This window comes from Enterobacter cloacae complex sp. 342H5 (assembly GCF_050030905.1).
Classification (GTDB): domain Bacteria; phylum Pseudomonadota; class Gammaproteobacteria; order Enterobacterales; family Enterobacteriaceae; genus Enterobacter; species Enterobacter intestinihominis.
Window position 1 is genome coordinate 738,965 of record NZ_JBLGVB010000001.1, and the last position, 17,787, is coordinate 756,751.

General features: G+C 55.8%; 15 protein-coding genes. All 15 read left to right on the plus strand.

Translation table 11 applies throughout. The features are described 5' to 3' along the window. Nucleotides 1-269 precede the first annotated feature (269 nt). The 15 genes from ilvI (at nucleotide 270) to ACQG03_RS03665 (ending at nucleotide 17,786) form a co-directional block, all read left to right on the plus strand. Complete coding sequence (gene ilvI / locus ACQG03_RS03595; protein ID WP_045308063.1) at nucleotides 270-1,994, plus strand: acetolactate synthase 3 large subunit; 1,725 nt, start codon at nucleotides 270-272, stop codon at nucleotides 1,992-1,994. 1 nt (nucleotide 1,995) lies between these two features. Then, complete coding sequence (gene ilvN, locus ACQG03_RS03600) at nucleotides 1,996-2,490, plus strand: acetolactate synthase small subunit (RefSeq protein ID WP_001252742.1); 495 nt, start codon at nucleotides 1,996-1,998, stop codon at nucleotides 2,488-2,490. A 176-nt stretch (nucleotides 2,491-2,666) separates the two neighbouring features. Next, on the plus strand, nucleotides 2,667-3,671 hold the full coding sequence (cra, locus tag ACQG03_RS03605) for a catabolite repressor/activator (RefSeq protein WP_003856369.1): 1,005 nt from the start codon (nucleotides 2,667-2,669) through the stop codon (nucleotides 3,669-3,671). A gap of 591 nt (nucleotides 3,672-4,262) precedes the next feature. After that, a complete protein-coding gene (gene mraZ, locus ACQG03_RS03610) occupies nucleotides 4,263-4,721 on the plus strand; it encodes a division/cell wall cluster transcriptional repressor MraZ (RefSeq protein WP_014830641.1) in 459 nt (152 codons plus the stop codon). A 2-nt stretch (nucleotides 4,722-4,723) separates the two neighbouring features. Beyond that, complete coding sequence (rsmH, locus tag ACQG03_RS03615) at nucleotides 4,724-5,665, plus strand: 16S rRNA (cytosine(1402)-N(4))-methyltransferase RsmH (RefSeq protein WP_003856366.1); 942 nt, start codon at nucleotides 4,724-4,726, stop codon at nucleotides 5,663-5,665. Then, nucleotides 5,662-6,027 (plus strand): cell division protein FtsL, encoded by a 366-nt coding sequence (gene ftsL, locus ACQG03_RS03620; RefSeq protein WP_003856363.1) that lies wholly within the window; start codon nucleotides 5,662-5,664, stop codon nucleotides 6,025-6,027. Before rsmH ends, ftsL begins: the two co-directional genes overlap by 4 nt. A gap of 15 nt (nucleotides 6,028-6,042) precedes the next feature. Beyond that, nucleotides 6,043-7,809, plus strand: a complete 1,767-nt coding sequence (ftsI, locus tag ACQG03_RS03625; RefSeq protein ID WP_022647040.1) for a peptidoglycan glycosyltransferase FtsI — start codon at nucleotides 6,043-6,045, stop codon at nucleotides 7,807-7,809. After that, nucleotides 7,796-9,283: a UDP-N-acetylmuramoyl-L-alanyl-D-glutamate--2,6-diaminopimelate ligase gene (murE, locus tag ACQG03_RS03630; RefSeq protein ID WP_023305439.1), complete on the plus strand. Its 1,488-nt coding sequence runs from the start codon at nucleotides 7,796-7,798 to the stop codon at nucleotides 9,281-9,283. Before ftsI ends, murE begins: the two co-directional genes overlap by 14 nt. Beyond that, nucleotides 9,280-10,638 (plus strand): UDP-N-acetylmuramoyl-tripeptide--D-alanyl-D-alanine ligase, encoded by a 1,359-nt coding sequence (gene murF / locus ACQG03_RS03635; RefSeq protein ID WP_063163136.1) that lies wholly within the window; start codon nucleotides 9,280-9,282, stop codon nucleotides 10,636-10,638. The genes murE and murF overlap by 4 nt, the downstream gene beginning before the upstream one ends. Then, nucleotides 10,632-11,714, plus strand: a complete 1,083-nt coding sequence (gene mraY / locus ACQG03_RS03640; RefSeq protein ID WP_003856353.1) for a phospho-N-acetylmuramoyl-pentapeptide-transferase — start codon at nucleotides 10,632-10,634, stop codon at nucleotides 11,712-11,714. The genes murF and mraY overlap by 7 nt, the downstream gene beginning before the upstream one ends. 2 nt (nucleotides 11,715-11,716) lie before the next feature. Next, nucleotides 11,717-13,033 (plus strand): UDP-N-acetylmuramoyl-L-alanine--D-glutamate ligase, encoded by a 1,317-nt coding sequence (murD, locus tag ACQG03_RS03645; protein WP_046619898.1) that lies wholly within the window; start codon nucleotides 11,717-11,719, stop codon nucleotides 13,031-13,033. Then, complete coding sequence (ftsW, locus tag ACQG03_RS03650; protein WP_022647044.1) at nucleotides 13,033-14,277, plus strand: cell division protein FtsW; 1,245 nt, start codon at nucleotides 13,033-13,035, stop codon at nucleotides 14,275-14,277. Before murD ends, ftsW begins: the two co-directional genes overlap by 1 nt. Further along, nucleotides 14,274-15,338 carry an undecaprenyldiphospho-muramoylpentapeptide beta-N-acetylglucosaminyltransferase gene (gene murG, locus ACQG03_RS03655; RefSeq protein ID WP_063163135.1) on the plus strand — a complete coding sequence of 355 codons (1,065 nt, stop codon included), beginning with the start codon at nucleotides 14,274-14,276 and terminating at the stop codon, nucleotides 15,336-15,338. The genes ftsW and murG overlap by 4 nt, the downstream gene beginning before the upstream one ends. Nucleotides 15,339-15,397: 59 nt before the next feature. Continuing rightward, nucleotides 15,398-16,873, plus strand: coding sequence for a UDP-N-acetylmuramate--L-alanine ligase (murC, locus tag ACQG03_RS03660; protein WP_022647046.1), 1,476 nt, complete (start codon nucleotides 15,398-15,400; stop codon nucleotides 16,871-16,873). Further along, nucleotides 16,866-17,786, plus strand: a complete 921-nt coding sequence (locus ACQG03_RS03665) for a D-alanine--D-alanine ligase (protein ID WP_063163134.1) — start codon at nucleotides 16,866-16,868, stop codon at nucleotides 17,784-17,786. The genes murC and ACQG03_RS03665 overlap by 8 nt, the downstream gene beginning before the upstream one ends. Nucleotide 17,787 lies beyond the last annotated feature (1 nt).

The window sequence follows — 17,787 nt, forward strand, 5'->3', positions numbered from 1 at the left end:
AATAGATGATTTCCTGATCCATCCTCTTTTTAAGAGATGAATTATTATTGTCTCCACTCATACCAGACGAATTCACCATATTCATGTCTGTCAGCTGTTTTTTCTGCTTTTATTGCTCATTCCCGCATCCCGTTTGCTAATTGCCTGCCTCATAACGAGCGGTTAAGGTATCCATCACTCTGCACATTATAAGATGGGTTTACCCTGTCAGAAGACGGCGCGGAAATGAATTCTGTAGACCGTCTATAACAAAAGCCTGGAGGCAAAGCATGGAGATGTTGTCTGGCGCGGAAATGGTCGTCCGATCGCTTATCGATCAGGGCGTGAAACAAGTGTTCGGCTATCCCGGAGGCGCGGTTCTCGATATTTATGACGCGCTGCACACGGTAGGCGGTATTGATCATGTTCTGGTTCGTCATGAACAGGCTGCTGTGCATATGGCTGACGGCCTGGCCCGCGCCACGGGCGAAGTGGGTGTTGTGCTGGTCACTTCCGGGCCGGGGGCGACCAATGCCATTACCGGCATAGCGACTGCGTATATGGACTCTATTCCACTGGTCATTCTTTCCGGACAGGTGGCGACGTCGCTGATTGGCTATGATGCGTTTCAGGAGTGCGACATGGTGGGGATCTCACGCCCCGTGGTGAAGCACAGCTTTCTGGTCAAACAAACTGAAGATATCCCGGGCGTACTGAAAAAAGCCTTCTGGCTGGCCGCCAGCGGTCGTCCTGGGCCAGTGGTTGTCGATCTGCCAAAAGATATTCTCAATCCGGGGAATAAACTGCCTTACCTTTGGCCTGAGTCGGTGAGCATGCGTTCGTATAATCCGACCACGCAAGGGCACAAAGGACAGATTAAACGTGCGCTTCAAACGCTGCTGTCTGCGAAAAAACCGGTGGTCTATGTGGGGGGCGGCGCCGTCAATGCAGCCTGCGAAACGCAACTACGCGAACTGATCGAGAAGCTTAATCTTCCTGTCGCGTCATCACTGATGGGGCTGGGGGCGTTCCCTGCCACGCATCGGCAGGCGCTGGGCATGCTGGGTATGCACGGCACCTACGAAGCCAATATGACGATGCACAATTCTGACGTGATTTTTGCCGTCGGCGTGCGTTTTGACGATCGCACCACGAACAACCTGGCGAAATACTGCCCGAATGCGACGGTGCTGCACATTGATATCGATCCTACTTCTATCTCTAAAACGGTGCCGGCGGATGTGCCGATCGTGGGAGACGCACGACAGGTGCTGGATCAAATGTTGGATCTGCTGGCGCAGGAGACCGCCTCTCAACCGCTGGACGAGATCCGCGACTGGTGGCAACAAATCGAGCAATGGCGTGGCCGTCAGTGCCTTAAATACGACACGCAAAGTGAGAACATCAAACCGCAGGCGGTGATCGAGACGATCTGGCGTCTGACCAATGGCGATGCGTATGTCACTTCTGACGTGGGCCAGCATCAGATGTTTGCTGCGCTGTATTACCCGTTTGATAAACCGCGTCGCTGGATCAACTCAGGCGGGCTCGGCACGATGGGCTTTGGTTTGCCCGCCGCGCTGGGGGTAAAGCTGGCGTTGCCAAACGAAACGGTTATTTGCGTAACGGGTGACGGCAGTATACAGATGAATATTCAGGAACTTTCCACTGCGCTGCAATATGAACTGCCAGTGCTGGTGCTGAACCTGAATAACGGTTACCTCGGCATGGTAAAACAGTGGCAGGATATGATTTATTCGGGCCGTCACTCCCAGTCCTATATGAAATCACTTCCGGACTTTGTCCGTCTGGCTGAAGCCTATGGTCATATTGGCATGCGGGTAACCGATCCGTCAGAGCTGGAAGCGAAGCTCGGCGAAGCGCTTGAGCACGTTAAAAACAATCGCCTCGTCTTCATGGACGTTATCGTCGATGGCACAGAGCACGTTTATCCGATGCATATTCGTGGCGGTGGTATGGATGAAATGTGGTTAAGCAAAACGGAGAGAACCTGATATGCGCCGGATATTATCTGTATTACTGGAAAATGAGTCGGGCGCACTGTCGCGGGTTATTGGGCTTTTTGCCCAGCGCGGCTATAACATTGAAAGCCTGACCGTGGCACCGACCGATGACCCTACGCTCTCGCGCATGACGATCCAGACTGTCGGCGATGCGAAAGTGCTTGAGCAGATCGAAAAGCAATTGCACAAGCTGGTGGACGTACTGCGCGTCAGCGAGCTGGGGCAGGGGGCTTACGTCGAACGTGAAGTGATGCTGGTGAAAATTCAGGCCAGCGGTTACGGCCGTGAAGAGGTCAAGCGCAACACGGATATTTTCCGTGGGCAGATTATTGACGTCACGCCTTCTATATATACTGTCCAGCTTGCCGGAACGAGCGATAAGCTGGACGCTTTCCTGGCCTCTGTCAGGGATGTGGCAAAAATTGTTGAAGTTGCGCGCTCTGGCGTTGTTGGCCTCTCGCGCGGCGATAAAATCATGCGTGAGTAGCGCAATAGGTTCGCCTCTTTCAGCCCGGTAGCCAAAGCCGGGCTTTTTTTTGCGTAATCCGCCGACAACGCAGACAAAAGCGGTTGCCGTGAAGGCTATTCTGCGTTTAGATGTTAAAATATTTAACCATAACCTTGACAGGGCCATGGACTCTTTTCTTTTTTTGAGGGGCAATTGTGAAACTGGATGAAATCGCCCGGCTCGCCGGCGTGTCGAGAACCACGGCCAGCTATGTGATTAACGGTAAAGCAAAGCAGTATCGTGTCAGCGATAAGACCGTTGAGAAAGTGATGGCAGTCGTTCGTGAGCATAATTACCATCCGAATGCTGTCGCCGCAGGTTTACGTGCCGGGCGCACCCGCTCTATTGGCCTGGTGATCCCGGACCTGGAAAACACCAGCTATACCCGCATCGCCAACTATCTGGAACGTCAGGCTCGTCAGCGGGGCTATCAGCTGTTGATTGCCTGCTCCGAGGATCAGCCCGACAACGAGATGCGCTGCATTGAGCATCTGCTGCAACGTCAGGTTGATGCCATCATCGTGTCGACCTCTTTACCACCCGAGCATCCGTTCTATCAGCGCTGGGCGAACGATCCGTTCCCGATAGTGGCGCTGGATCGTGCGCTCGATCGTGAACATTTCACCAGCGTCGTGGGTGCCGATCAGGACGATGCAGAAATGCTGGCTGCCGAGCTGCGTACCTTCCCGGCTGAAACGGTGCTGTATCTTGGCGCTTTGCCTGAACTTTCGGTAAGCTTCCTGCGTGAACAAGGGTTCCGTACGGCATGGAAAGACGATCCGCGTGACGTTCATTATCTCTATGCCAACAGTTATGAGCGCGAAGCGGCTGCCCAGCTGTTCGAGAAATGGCTGGAAACGCACCCGATGCCGCAGGCGTTGTTTACCACCTCGTTTGCTCTGTTGCAGGGAGTGATGGACGTGACGTTACGTCGCGATGGCAAGCTGCCATCCGATCTGGCGATTGCTACCTTCGGTGATAACGAACTGCTCGACTTCCTGCAATGTCCAGTGCTGGCCGTGGCTCAGCGTCACCGCGACGTCGCCGAGCGCGTGCTGGAGATTGTTCTGGCAAGCCTGGATGAACCCCGCAAGCCGAAACCCGGGCTTACGCGTATCAAACGTAATCTCTATCGGCGCGGAATTTTGAGCCGCCATTAATATTTCCACAGGGGCGGTATAACTGCCCCTTTTGCGGCGAATTTATTGCGATAAATAATTCCCGGATAAAAATTAGGATTTATCTCTAAGATTCATAGCCTGCTATTTTTCTGAATCCATTTTGGTGTTAAAAAGCACAATTATAAATTTTTGACTGACATTTCTTTGTATTGTTTTGTTACAAACAGGCGCCAGCCGATGAATATTCAGCCATTTTTCACTCTCCCTCCAGGCCTCAATGCACACGAACGAATCCATATTGCCTCGGGATTAAACTGGTGCTGTTATCCCCCGGCGATATGCCTTAAAATGCTGCCCGCGTCGCAAACTGACACTTTATATTTCCCTGCGATGATATTGAGTGAGTCTTAACGCTCGTGTGCATATTCGGTTTTTTTCTTACAAATATTCATAACGTTAATTTTGCCTCGCCAGTTGTTTAGTTATTAGCCAGGTCACTCTTGCTCTGTAAATAGGATGCTTTCGGGTCCGTACAGAGAGAGTCCTGGCTTGACAAGCTTTTCCCTCGCTCCGTAAACTCCTTCAGGTGGGAATTTGTGGGTTAAAGTGGTGAGGAGGGGTGAGGCTGGCATGTTCCGTGGAGCAACGTTAGTCAATCTCGACAGCAAAGGGCGTTTATCGGTACCAACCCGATACCGTGACCAGCTGATTGAGAACGCTTCGGGTCAACTGGTTTGCACCATTGACATCAACTCCCCCTGCCTGCTGCTTTATCCTTTGCCTGAATGGGAAATCATTGAGCAAAAGCTGTCGCGACTGTCGAGCATGAACCCGCAGGAACGCCGCGTACAGCGGTTGTTATTGGGACATGCCAGTGAATGTCAGATGGATAGCGCCGGGCGATTATTGATTGCGCCTGTGTTGCGGCAACATGCCGGTCTGACTAAAGAAGTGATGCTGGTCGGGCAGTTCAACAAGTTTGAACTGTGGGACGAAACGACCTGGTATCAACAGGTCAAGGAAGATATCGACGCTGAGCAGTCTGATTCCGCAACATTATCGGAACGGCTGCAGGACTTGTCTCTATAAATATGATGGAAAATTATAAACATACAACGGTGCTGCTGGATGAGGCCGTTAACGGCCTGAATATTCGTCCAGATGGCATCTATATTGATGGCACTTTTGGTCGCGGTGGCCACTCGCGTTTGATCCTCTCTCAGCTTGGAGCGGAAGGGCGCCTGCTGGCAATTGACCGCGATCCGCAGGCGATTGCCGTTGCGCAAACCATCGATGACCCTCGCTTTTCCATCGTGCATGGACCTTTCTCTGCGCTTGCGGATTATGTCGCCGAGCGCGGCCTGACCGGCAAAATCGACGGGATCCTCCTCGATCTTGGCGTCTCTTCACCACAGCTTGATGATGCAGAACGCGGCTTCTCCTTTATGCGCGACGGTCCGCTGGATATGCGTATGGACCCCACCCGCGGCCAGTCTGCCGCCGAGTGGTTACAAACTGCTGACGAAGCGGATATTGCCTGGGTGATCAAAACCTTCGGCGAAGAACGCTTTGGCAAACGTATTGCGCGCGCCATCGTGGAGCGCAACCGCGTTGAGCCAATGACCCGTACCAAAGAGCTGGCAGAAGTCATCGCGGCGGCAACGCCAGTGAAGGACAAGCACAAACATCCTGCGACCCGCACCTTCCAGGCGGTTCGTATCTGGGTAAACAGTGAACTGGAGGAAATAGAGCTGGCGCTAAAAAGCTCGCTCGACGTGCTGGCCCCGGGTGGGCGGTTATCCATCATCAGCTTCCATTCGCTGGAAGATCGCATCGTTAAGCGCTTTATGCGTGAACAGAGCCGCGGTCCGCAGGTTCCAGCTGGGCTGCCGATGACGGAAGAACAACTCAGAAAGCTGGGAGGCCGTCAGTTGCGAGCATTAGGCAAGTTGATGCCGGGCGAAGAAGAGGTGGCAGAGAATCCACGTGCCCGTAGTTCAGTGCTGCGTATTGCAGAGAGGACGAACGCATGATCAGCAGAGTGACAGAGACCCTAAGCAAAGTTAAGGGATCGTTAGGAAGCAACGAGCGCCATGCCTTGCCTGGCGTGATCGGCGACGATCTTTTGCGGTTTGGGAAGCTGCCACTCTGCTTGTTCATTTGCATCATTGTGACGGCAGTCATGGTGGTAACCACCGCTCACCATACCCGTTTATTAACTGCGCAGCGTGAACAGATGGTACTGGAACGCGATGCGCTGGATATTGAATGGCGAAATCTGATCCTTGAAGAAAACGCGCTCGGCGATCACAGCCGGGTTGAACGGATCGCAACGGAAAAACTGCAATTACAGCATGTTGATCCTTCGCAGGAAAATATCGTAGTACAAAAATAAGGGAAAACGCGACGCATGAAAGCAGCGGCAAAAACGCTAAAACCAAAACGCCAGGAAGAACAGGCCAACTTTATCAGTTGGCGTTTTGCGTTGCTTTGCGGCTGCATTTTACTGGCGCTGGGTTTCCTGCTGGGACGCGTGGCGTGGCTACAAATCATCGCGCCTGACATGCTGGTGCGTCAGGGGGATATGCGTTCTCTGCGCGTGCAGGAAGTTTCTACCTCTCGTGGGATGATCACCGACCGCTCCGGCCGCCCGCTGGCGGTGAGCGTACCGGTGAAGGCGATCTGGGCCGATCCTAAAGAGCTGCATGACGCAGGCGGGATCACCCTTGATAACCGCTGGAAGGCGCTCTCAGACGCGTTGAAAATGCCGCTGGATCAGCTGGCGTCACGCGTTAACGCCAACCCGAAAGGGCGCTTCATCTATCTTGCCCGTCAGGTGAACCCTGATATGGCTGACTACATTAAAAAACTCAAGCTGCCCGGCATTCATCTGCGGGAAGAATCCCGCCGTTATTATCCTTCCGGCGAAGTCACCGCGCACCTGATTGGCTTCACCAACGTGGATAGCCAGGGGATTGAAGGCGTTGAAAAAAGCTTCGACAAGTGGCTTACCGGCCAGCCTGGCGAGCGAATCGTGCGTAAAGACCGCTATGGTCGCGTCATTGAAGATATTTCCTCGACAGACAGCCAGGCCGCGCACAACCTGGCCCTGAGTATTGATGAGCGCTTGCAGGCGCTGGTCTATCGTGAGCTGAACAACGCCGTCGCGTTTAACAAGGCGGAATCGGGCAGTGCCGTGCTGGTGGATGTGGCGACAGGTGAAGTGCTGGCGATGGCCAGTAGTCCCTCATACAACCCGAATAATTTTGCCGGTACAGCAAAAGATGCGATGCGTAACCGCTCCATCACCGATGTGTTTGAACCCGGTTCAACCGTAAAACCTATGGTGGTGATGACGGCTCTACAGCGGGGCATCGTCAACGAAAATACCGTTCTGAATACGATCCCTTATCGAATTAACGGCCACGAAATAAAAGACGTGGCACGTTACAGCGAACTGACCCTGACCGGGGTCTTACAGAAGTCGAGTAACGTCGGTGTGTCAAAACTGGCGTTAGCGATGCCGTCCTCAGCGTTAGTAGATACTTACTCACGTTTTGGGCTGGGAAAGGCGACCAATTTGGGGTTGGTCGGAGAACGCAGTGGCTTATATCCTCAAAAACAACGGTGGTCTGACATAGAGAGGGCCACCTTCTCTTTCGGCTACGGGCTAATGGTAACTCCCTTACAGTTAGCGCGAGTCTACGCAACGATTGGCAGCTATGGCATTTATCGCCCGCTGTCGATCACCAAAGTTGATCCACCGGTACCGGGGGAACGTGTTTTCCCGGAATCTATCGTTCGTACCGTCGTACATATGATGGAAAGCGTCGCGCTGCCCGGTGGTGGTGGCGTGAAGGCCGCGATTAAGGGCTATCGTATCGCCATCAAAACCGGTACAGCGAAAAAAGTGGGGCCGGACGGCCGCTATATCAACAAATACATTGCCTATACCGCAGGCGTAGCGCCTGCAAGCAATCCGCGTTTTGCGCTGGTGGTCGTCATCAACGATCCGCAGGCGGGTAAATACTACGGCGGCGCCGTCTCCGCGCCTGTGTTCGGGGCTATTATGGGCGGCGTGTTGCGCACCATGAACATTGAACCGGATGCGCTGGCGACGGGCGAAAAAAGTGAATTTGTAATTAATCAAGGCGAGGGAACAGGTGGCAGATCGTAATTTGCGCGACCTTCTTGCTCCGTGGGTGCCTATGCTACCTGCGCGAGCACTGCGAGAGATGGTACTGGACAGCCGCGTAGCGGCTTCTGGCGATCTTTTTGTGGCAGTGGTAGGTCATCAGGCGGACGGGCGTCGTTATATCCCGCAGGCGATTGCGCAAGGTGTTGCTGCCATTATTGCTGAGGCCAAAGATGAGGCAACAGACGGTGAGATCCGTGAAATGCACGGCGTGCCGGTCATCTATCTCAGCCAGCTGAATGAGCGTCTCTCCGCGCTGGCAGGACGTTTTTACGACGAACCTTCCGACCAGTTAAAGCTTGTTGGCGTGACAGGAACCAACGGAAAAACCACCACCACTCAGCTGATGGCGCAATGGGCTCAGCTGCTGGGTGAAACCGGTGCCGTCATGGGCACGGTGGGGAACGGTATTCTGGGCAAAGTAAGCCCGACGGAAAACACTACAGGCTCGGCGGTTGACGTGCAGCGTGTGCTGGCAGGCCTTGCAGAGCAGGGGGCGACCTTCGCGGCGATGGAGGTCTCCTCCCATGGTCTGGTACAACATCGCGTGGCGGCACTGAAATTTGCCGCCTCTGTCTTTACAAACCTGAGCCGCGATCACCTTGATTATCATGGTGATATGGAGCACTACGAAGCGGCGAAATGGCTGCTTTATTCCACTCACCACCACGGGCAGGCGATCATTAACGCCGACGACGAAGTCGGTCGCCGCTGGCTGGAAAAACTGCCAGATGCGGTGGCGGTGTCGATGGAAGATCGCATTAATCCGAACTGTCGTGGCCGCTGGCTGAAGGCAGTCGAAGTGAACTACCACGATAGCGGGGCGACGATCCGCTTTGCTTCCACCTGGGGCGAAGGTGAAATTGAAAGCCGCCTGATGGGGGCTTTCAACGTCAGTAACCTGCTGCTGGCGCTGGCGACGCTGCTGGCGCTGGGTTACCCGATGGTGGATCTGCTGAAAACGTCTGAGCGTTTGCAACCGGTCTGTGGCCGCATGGAAGTGTTCAGTGCGCCGGGCAAGCCGACGGTGGTCGTGGATTACGCCCACACGCCGGATGCGCTGGAAAAAGCGCTGGAAGCGGCGCGTCTGCACTGCGCAGGCAAGCTCTGGTGCGTGTTTGGCTGCGGTGGCGATCGCGACAAGGGCAAACGTCCGCTGATGGGCGCCATCGCTGAGCAGTTCGCGGATATTCCCGTGGTGACCGATGACAACCCGCGTACCGAAGAGCCGAGGGCCATTATCAACGACATTCTGGCGGGCATGCTGGATGCTGGGCGTGCGCGCGTGGTCGAAGGCCGTGCGGAGGCCGTGACTAACGCCATTATGCAGGCGCAGGAGAACGATGTAGTTCTGCTGGCCGGTAAAGGTCATGAAGATTATCAGATCGTCGGCAATCGTCGTCTGGATTACTCCGACCGCGTGACGGCAGCGCGTCTGCTGGGAGTGGTGGCATGATTAGCATTACGTTAAGCCAGGCCGCTGCGGTATTGCAGGGGATGCTGCATGGTCAGGATCAGACCATCGAGGCTGTGACCACCGACACCCGTAAGGTGACGGCGGGCTGCCTGTTTGTGGCGCTGAAGGGTGAACGTTTTGACGCCCACGATTTTGCGCAACAGGCTAGAGATAACGGCGCGGGTGCGCTGCTGGTCAACCGTAAGCTCGATATCGATTTGCCGCAGATTGTGGTGAAAGATACGCGCCTGGCCTTTGGTGAGCTGGCGGCATGGGTTCGCCAGCAGGTGCCAACACGCGTCGTGGCGCTGACGGGCTCGTCGGGCAAAACCTCCGTTAAAGAGATGACGGCGGCGATCCTTAGCCAGTGCGGAAACACGCTTTATACGGCGGGCAACCTTAATAATGACGTCGGTGTACCGATGACGCTGCTGCGCCTGACCCACGAGCATGAATATGCGGTGATTGAGTTAGGGGCTAACCATCAGGGCGAAATCGCTTGGACCGTGAGCCTGACGCGTCCGGAAGCGGCGCTGGTGAATAACCTGGCGGCGGCACATCTTGAAGGTTTTGGTTCGCTGGCCGGTGTGGCGAAAGCGAAAGGTGAAATTTATACCGGCCTGCCGGATGACGGCATCGCCATTATGAATGCCGATAACAATGACTGGCTGAACTGGCAGAGCATCATTGGTTCACGCAAAACCTGGCGCTTCTCCCCGAATGCGGCAAACAGTGATTTTTCGGCGACCAACATTCATGTGACGTCACACGGCACCGAGTTCACCCTCCTGACCCCAACGGGCGACATCGACGTGCTGCTGCCGTTGCCGGGTCGTCATAACATCGCCAATGCGCTTGCTGCGGCAGCGCTCTCAATGGCGGTAGGGGCTTCACATGCTGCGATAAAAACTGGTCTGGCAAATTTAAAAGCCGTGCCGGGGCGTCTGTTCCCGATCCAGCTGGCTGAAAACAAACTCCTGCTGGATGACTCCTACAACGCTAACGTCGGCTCCATGACGGCGGCCGTGCAGGTCTTGTCTGAGATGCCGGGCTATCGCGTGATGGTTGTGGGCGATATGGCCGAGCTGGGTGATGAAAGCGAAGCCTGCCACGTACAGGTTGGCGAAGCGGCGAAAGCTGCCGGGCTTGACCGCGTACTGAGCGCAGGCACGCTGAGCAAGGCCATTTCCGATGCCAGTGAAGTTGGCGAACATTTTGCCGATAAATCTGCACTGATCGAACGCCTGAAGGCATTGATTACAGAAAAACAGATTGTGACTGTTTTAGTTAAAGGTTCACGTAGTGCCGCCATGGAAGAGGTTGTGCACGCATTACAGGAGAACGGGACATGTTAGTTTGGCTGGCCGAACATTTGGTCAAATATTATTCAGGCTTTAACGTCTTTTCCTATCTGACGTTTCGCGCCATCGTCAGCCTGCTGACTGCGCTGTTCATCTCGTTGTGGATGGGCCCGCGCATGATTGCCCGTCTGCAAAAACTCTCTTTCGGCCAGGTCGTGCGTAACGACGGTCCGGAATCGCATTTCAGCAAGCGCGGTACGCCGACCATGGGCGGGATCATGATCCTGACCGCGATTGTGGTGTCCGTTCTGCTGTGGGCTTATCCGTCTAACCCCTACGTCTGGTGCGTGCTGACCGTTCTGGTTGGCTACGGGATCATCGGTTTTGTTGATGACTACCGCAAAGTCGTGCGCAAAGACACCAAAGGTTTGATCGCCCGCTGGAAGTATTTCTGGATGTCGGTAATTGCGCTGGGTGTGGCCTTCGCGCTTTACCTGGCAGGAAAAGACACCCCGGCCACCGAGCTGGTGGTGCCGTTCTTCAAAGACGTGATGCCGCAGCTGGGGCTGTTCTACATTCTGCTGGCTTACTTTGTGATCGTCGGCACCGGCAACGCCGTCAACCTGACCGATGGTCTGGACGGCCTGGCCATCATGCCAACCGTGTTTGTCGCGGGCGGTTTCGCGCTAGTGGCGTGGGCGACCGGTAACATGAACTTTGCAAACTACCTGCACATCCCGTACCTGCGACACGCTGGTGAGCTGGTGATCGTCTGTACGGCGATTGTCGGCGCGGGGCTGGGCTTCCTGTGGTTCAACACCTATCCGGCGCAGGTCTTTATGGGCGACGTCGGTTCACTGGCACTGGGCGGCGCGCTGGGCATTATCGCCGTGCTGCTGCGTCAGGAGTTTCTGCTGGTGATTATGGGCGGTGTGTTTGTGGTTGAGACCCTGTCGGTGATTTTGCAGGTCGGTTCCTTCAAGCTGCGCGGCCAGCGCATCTTCCGTATGGCACCGATTCACCACCACTATGAACTGAAAGGCTGGCCGGAGCCGCGCGTCATTGTGCGCTTCTGGATTATTTCGCTGATGCTGGTGCTGATTGGCCTGGCAACGCTGAAGGTACGTTAATCATGGCAGATTACCAGGGCAAAAAAGTCGTTATCATCGGGTTGGGCCTTACCGGCCTCTCCTGCGTGGACTTTTTCCTTGCGCGTGGCGTGACGCCGCGCGTGATGGATACGCGCGTCTCTCCGCCGGGTCTGGACAAGCTGCCGGAGCAGGTTGAACGCCACCTGGGTGGTCTGAATGATGAGTGGCTGCTGGTCGCCGATCTGATTGTTGCCAGCCCGGGCATGGCGCTGGCGCATCCTTCGCTGAGTGCCGCGGCGGATGCAGGCGTTGAGATTGTTGGCGATATCGAACTGTTCTGCCGGGAGGCGCAGGCCCCGATCGTTGCCATTACCGGTTCAAACGGTAAAAGCACCGTCACCACCCTGGTGGGTGAGATGGCGAAAGCGGCGGGCAAAAATGTCGGCGTGGGCGGTAATATTGGCCTGCCCGCGTTGATGCTGCTCGATAAAGGGTGTGAGCTGTTTGTACTTGAGCTTTCCAGCTTCCAGCTGGAAACCACTTCAAGCCTGCATGCGGCGGCGGCGACGATCCTTAATGTCACCGAAGATCATATGGACAGATACCCGTTCGGCTTGCAGCAGTACCGCGCGGCCAAGCTGCGTGTCTATGAAAATGCCAAAGTCTGCGTGGTGAATGCCGATGATGCACTCACCATGCCGGTGCGTGGCGCAGACGATCGCTGCATTAGCTTCGGTATTAACATGGGTGACTATCACCTTAACCGCCAGCAGGGCGAAACCTGGCTGCGGGTGAAAGGTGAGAAGGTGCTGAACGTGAAAGAGATGATGCTCTCCGGCCAGCATAACTACACCAACGCCCTGGCGGCGCTGGCGCTGGCGGATGCCGTTGGCCTGCCGCGATCTTCAAGCCTGAAGGCGCTGACCACCTTTACCGGCCTGGCTCACCGTTTTCAGCTGGCGCTGGAACACAAAGGCGTACGCTGGATTAACGATTCCAAAGCGACCAATGTGGGTAGCACCGAGGCGGCATTGAACGGTCTGCACGTTGAAGGCACACTGCATCTGCTGCTGGGCGGCGACGGTAAATCAGCCGATTTCTCCTCGCTGAAGCAGTACCTCAACGGTGATAACGTGCGCCTTTATTGCTTTGGCCGCGATGGCAGCGAGCTTGCGGCGTTGCGTCCTGAGGTCGCCGAACAAACCGAGACCATGGAACAGGCGATGCGCCTTCTCGCCCCCCGCGTGAAGCCCGGCGATATGGTGCTGCTCTCGCCAGCCTGTGCCAGCCTCGATCAATTTAAGAATTTCGAACAGCGGGGCGATGTCTTTACCCGCCTGGCGAAGGAGTTAGGCTGATGCGTTTATCTCTCCCTCGCCTGAAAATGCCGCGTCTGCCAGGGTTTGGTATCCTGGTATGGCTGTTTACGGCGCTGAAAGGCTGGGTGATGGCTTCACGGGATAAAGATTCCGACAGCCTGATTATGTACGACCGCACGCTGTTCTGGCTCACGCTGGGGCTGGCAGCGACCGGCTTTATTATGGTCACCTCGGCGTCGATGCCTGTCGGACAGCGTCTGGCAAACGATCCGTTCCTGTTTGCCAAGCGTGACGGGCTGTACATCATTCTCGCGTTCTGCCTGGCGATGATCACCTTACGCCTGCCGATGTCGTTCTGGCAGCGGCACAGTACGGCCATGCTTATCGCCTCAATCATCATGCTGTTGATCGTTCTGGTCGTCGGGAGCTCCGTTAACGGGGCATCACGCTGGATCGCCTTTGGTCCGCTGCGTATTCAGCCTGCAGAGTTCACCAAGCTTTCGTTGTTCTGCTACCTGGCAAACTACCTGGTGCGTAAAGTCGACGAAGTTCGTAACAACCTGCGCGGCTTCTTAAAACCGATGGGCGTGATTCTGGTGCTTGCGATCCTGCTGCTGGCGCAGCCCGACCTCGGTACGGTAGTCGTACTGTTTGTCACTACGCTGGCGATGCTGTTCCTGGCGGGAGCAAAACTGTGGCAGTTCATTGCCATCATCGGGATGGGGATTTCGGCGGTGGTGCTGCTGATCCTCGCCGAACCATACCGTATCCGCCGTGTGACCTCGTTCTGGAACCCATGGGAGGATCCGTTCGGCAGCGGTTATCAGCTGACACAGTCGCTGATGGCGTTTGGCCGCGGCGAAGTCTGGGGCCAAGGCCTGGGCAACTCGGTGCAAAAACTGGAGTATTTACCGGAGGCGCATACCGACTTCATCTTCTCCATTATTGGGGAAGAACTGGGTTATATCGGTGTGGTGTTGGCGCTATTAATGGTATTCTTCGTCGCTTTCCGCGCCATGTCGATTGGCCGTAAAGCGCTGGAGATCGATCACCGCTTCTCCGGTTTCCTGGCCTGCTCAATTGGTATCTGGTTTAGCTTCCAGGCACTGGTAAACGTTGGGGCCGCAGCGGGTATGCTGCCGACCAAAGGTCTGACTTTGCCGTTGATCAGTTATGGTGGTTCGAGTCTGTTGATCATGTCGACGGCCATCATGTTTTTGTTACGCATAGATTATGAAACGCGTCTGGAGAAAGCTCAGGCGTTTACACGAGGTTCACGATGAATCAACCGAAGCGGTTAATGGTGATGGCAGGCGGGACCGGCGGACACGTGTTCCCGGGACTGGCGGTTGCGCACCATTTAATGGAACAGGGCTGGCAGGTACGCTGGCTGGGAACCGCAGACCGCATGGAAGCCGACCTTGTACCTAAACACGGTATCGAGATCGACTTTATTCGTATTTCTGGCCTTCGTGGCAAAGGGATCAAGGCGCTGCTGCTGGCGCCGGTGCGCATTTTCAATGCCTGGCGTCAGGCGCGCGACATCATGAAGCGCTTTAAGCCTGACGTCGTTCTGGGCATGGGCGGCTACGTTTCCGGTCCGGGAGGACTGGCGGCGTGGTCACTGGGCATCCCTGTTGTTCTGCATGAGCAGAACGGTATTGCCGGGTTGACCAACAAATGGCTGGCAAAAATCGCCACCAAAGTTATGCAGGCCTTCCCCGGGGCATTCCCGAAAGCGGATGTCGTAGGGAATCCGGTGCGTGTGGACGTGCTGGCGCTGCCGCTGCCAGATACGCGTCTGGCGGGTCGCGAAGGGCCGGTGCGCGTGCTGGTTGTCGGCGGTTCCCAGGGCGCACGTATTTTAAACCAGACGATGCCACAGGTTGCGGCAAAACTGGGTGATGCGGTGACCATCTGGCACCAGAGCGGGAAGGGCGCTCAGCAGAGCGTTGAGCAGGCTTACGCGCAGGAAGGTCAGCCGCAGCATAAAGTGACTGAATTTATTGATGATATGGCCGCAGCCTATGCCTGGGCCGATGTCGTGGTCTGTCGCTCGGGCGCGCTGACGGTGAGCGAAATCGCCGCCGCCGGTTTGCCAGCGCTTATTGTGCCGTTCCAGCACAAAGACCGACAGCAGTACTGGAATGCGCTGCCGCTTGAGAAAGCGGGTGCCGCAAAAATTTTTGAGCAGCCACAATTTACCGCTGATGCGGTCGCCACTACCCTGGCGGGCTGGAACCGGGATGTATTACTGGAGATGGCGCAACGCGCACGCGCGACCGCTATCCCGGATGCAACGGAACGGGTGGCAAAAGAAGTGAGCCTGGCAGCCCAGGCATAATTCTCGCAGCGCGTGTTGCGCTGCACGATTTTTTTGAAGTAGTCGATGGCGTTTAGAGAATGAATACACAACAACTGGCAAAACTGCGTTCTATCGTGCCCGAGATGCGTCGCGTCCGGCACATTCACTTTGTCGGCATCGGTGGTGCTGGCATGGGCGGTATTGCCGAAGTGTTAGCTAACGAAGGCTATCAGATCAGCGGGTCTGACCTGGCGCCAAACCCTGTTACGCAGCAGCTGGCGTCGCTGGGGGCGACTATCTATTTCAATCATCGCCCGGAAAACGTGAGCGATGCGAGCGTGGTTGTAGTGTCCAGCGCGATCTCCGCGGATAACCCGGAAATCGTTGCGGCGCATGAGGCGCGCATTCCGGTGATCCGTCGCGCGGAAATGCTGGCGGAACTGATGCGTTTCCGTCACGGCATTGCGGTGGCCGGTACGCACGGTAAAACCACAACAACAGCGATGGTCTCCAGCATTTATGCGGAAGCGGGTCTCGACCCAACGTTCGTTAACGGTGGTCTGGTGAAAGCCGCTGGCGTGCATGCGCGTCTGGGCCACAGCCGTTATCTGATTGCGGAAGCGGATGAAAGCGACGCGTCGTTCCTGCATTTGCAGCCGATGGTGGCTATCGTCACCAATATCGAAGCTGACCATATGGATACCTACCAGGGCGACTTCGAGAACTTAAAGCAGACCTTTATTAACTTCCTGCACAACCTGCCGTTCTATGGCCGTGCGGTGATGTGCGTGGACGACCCGGTGATCCGCGAGCTGCTGCCGCGCGTCGGGCGTCAAATTACCACCTACGGCTTCAGCGAAGACGCTGATGTACGCGTGGAAGATTATAAGCAGATTGGTGCGCAGGGACATTTCACCCTGGCACGCCAGGATAAAGAGCTCCTGCATGTCACCCTGAACGCGCCGGGACGTCACAATGCCCTGAATGCGGCGGCGGCGGTGGCTGTTGCAACGGAAGAAGGCATTGATGATGAGGCGATCCTGCGCGCGCTGGAAAGCTTCCAGGGAACGGGCCGTCGCTTCGACTTCCTGGGTGAGTTCCCACTGGAGCCAGTAAACGGTAAGCCAGGTTCTGCGATGCTGGTCGATGACTACGGTCACCATCCGACGGAGGTGGACGCTACCATCAAAGCGGCACGCGCGGGTTGGCCGGAAAAGAATCTGGTCATGATCTTCCAGCCGCACCGTTACACACGTACCCGCGATCTGTATGACGATTTTGCCAACGTCCTTTCGCAGGTCGATACCCTGCTGATGCTGGATGTTTATGCCGCGGGTGAAGCGCCGATTCCGGGCGCGGACAGTCGGTCTTTATGTCGTACCATCCGCGGACGCGGTAAAGTGGACCCTATCCTGGTCCCCGACCCGGTGCAGGTAGCTGAAATGCTTGCCCCGGTCCTGACGGGTAACGATCTGATCTTGATTCAGGGTGCGGGAAATATCGGCAAAATCGCCCGTACCTTAGCTGAAATCAAACTGAAGCCGCAAACTCAGGAGGACGAGCGTCATGGCTGATAAGATTGCTGTCCTGTTTGGCGGCACTTCCGCCGAACGCGAGGTTTCTCTGAATTCGGGCGCTGCCGTGCTGGCGGGCCTGCGTGAAGGTGGCGTGGACGCGCATCCGGTTGATCCGAAAGAGGTGGACGTTACGCAGCTGAAAGCGATGGGCTTCGATAAAGCCTTTATCGCGTTGCATGGCCGCGGCGGTGAAGACGGCACGTTGCAGGGGCTGCTGGAGTTGATCGGTATGCCGTACACCGGCAGCGGCGTGATGGCATCCGCCATCTCCATGGATAAACTGCGCAGCAAACTGCTGTGGCAGGGGGCGGGTCTGCCCGTTGCGCCATGGGTTGCACTGACGCGCCGTGAATTTGAATTGGGCTTGTCGGACAGCGTTAATACACGCATTGCGTCACTGGGCTTACCGGTTATTGTGAAGCCTGGCCGTGAAGGGTCGAGCGTGGGAATGTCCAAAGTTGATAAAGCTGTAGATTTGGCTGACGCTTTAGCTCTGGCATTTCAACATGATGAAGAAGTTCTGATTGAAAAATGGCTTAGCGGGCCGGAATTTACCGTCGCGATGCTTGGTGAAGAAATTTTACCGTCAATACGCATCCAACCCGCCGGAGTCTTCTATGATTATGAGGCGAAGTATCTCTCTGATGAGACGCAATATTTCTGCCCAGCTGGCCTTGAAGCACAACGTGAAGCGGAATTACAGTCTCTGGTGCTTAAAGCCTGGAATGTTTTGGGATGCCGAGGCTGGGGACGAATTGATGTGATGCTTGACGGTGATGGGCAATTTTATCTGCTGGAAGCAAACACGTCTCCGGGTATGACCAGCCATAGCCTTGTGCCGATGGCGGCGCGTCAGGCGGGAATGAGCTTCTCGCAATTAGTCGTACGTATTTTGGACCAGGCGGGCTGAT

What these genes read in the sequence shown, in the direction of transcription:
- ACQG03_RS03665 (WP_063163134.1), top strand. Translation starts at nt 16,866, where the DNA reads ATGGCTGATAAGATTGCTGTCCTGTTTGGCGGCACTTCCGCCGAACGC.
- ilvI (WP_045308063.1), top strand. Translation starts at nt 270, where the DNA reads ATGGAGATGTTGTCTGGCGCGGAAATGGTCGTCCGATCGCTTATCGAT.
- murG (WP_063163135.1), top strand. Translation starts at nt 14,274, where the DNA reads ATGAATCAACCGAAGCGGTTAATGGTGATGGCAGGCGGGACCGGCGGA.
- mraY (WP_003856353.1), top strand. Translation starts at nt 10,632, where the DNA reads ATGTTAGTTTGGCTGGCCGAACATTTGGTCAAATATTATTCAGGCTTT.
- murD (WP_046619898.1), top strand. Translation starts at nt 11,717, where the DNA reads ATGGCAGATTACCAGGGCAAAAAAGTCGTTATCATCGGGTTGGGCCTT.
- murF (WP_063163136.1), top strand. Translation starts at nt 9,280, where the DNA reads ATGATTAGCATTACGTTAAGCCAGGCCGCTGCGGTATTGCAGGGGATG.
- ftsW (WP_022647044.1), top strand. Translation starts at nt 13,033, where the DNA reads ATGCGTTTATCTCTCCCTCGCCTGAAAATGCCGCGTCTGCCAGGGTTT.
- ftsL (WP_003856363.1), top strand. Translation starts at nt 5,662, where the DNA reads ATGATCAGCAGAGTGACAGAGACCCTAAGCAAAGTTAAGGGATCGTTA.
- murC (WP_022647046.1), top strand. Translation starts at nt 15,398, where the DNA reads ATGAATACACAACAACTGGCAAAACTGCGTTCTATCGTGCCCGAGATG.
- rsmH (WP_003856366.1), top strand. Translation starts at nt 4,724, where the DNA reads ATGATGGAAAATTATAAACATACAACGGTGCTGCTGGATGAGGCCGTT.
- ftsI (WP_022647040.1), top strand. Translation starts at nt 6,043, where the DNA reads ATGAAAGCAGCGGCAAAAACGCTAAAACCAAAACGCCAGGAAGAACAG.
- ilvN (WP_001252742.1), top strand. Translation starts at nt 1,996, where the DNA reads ATGCGCCGGATATTATCTGTATTACTGGAAAATGAGTCGGGCGCACTG.
- mraZ (WP_014830641.1), top strand. Translation starts at nt 4,263, where the DNA reads ATGTTCCGTGGAGCAACGTTAGTCAATCTCGACAGCAAAGGGCGTTTA.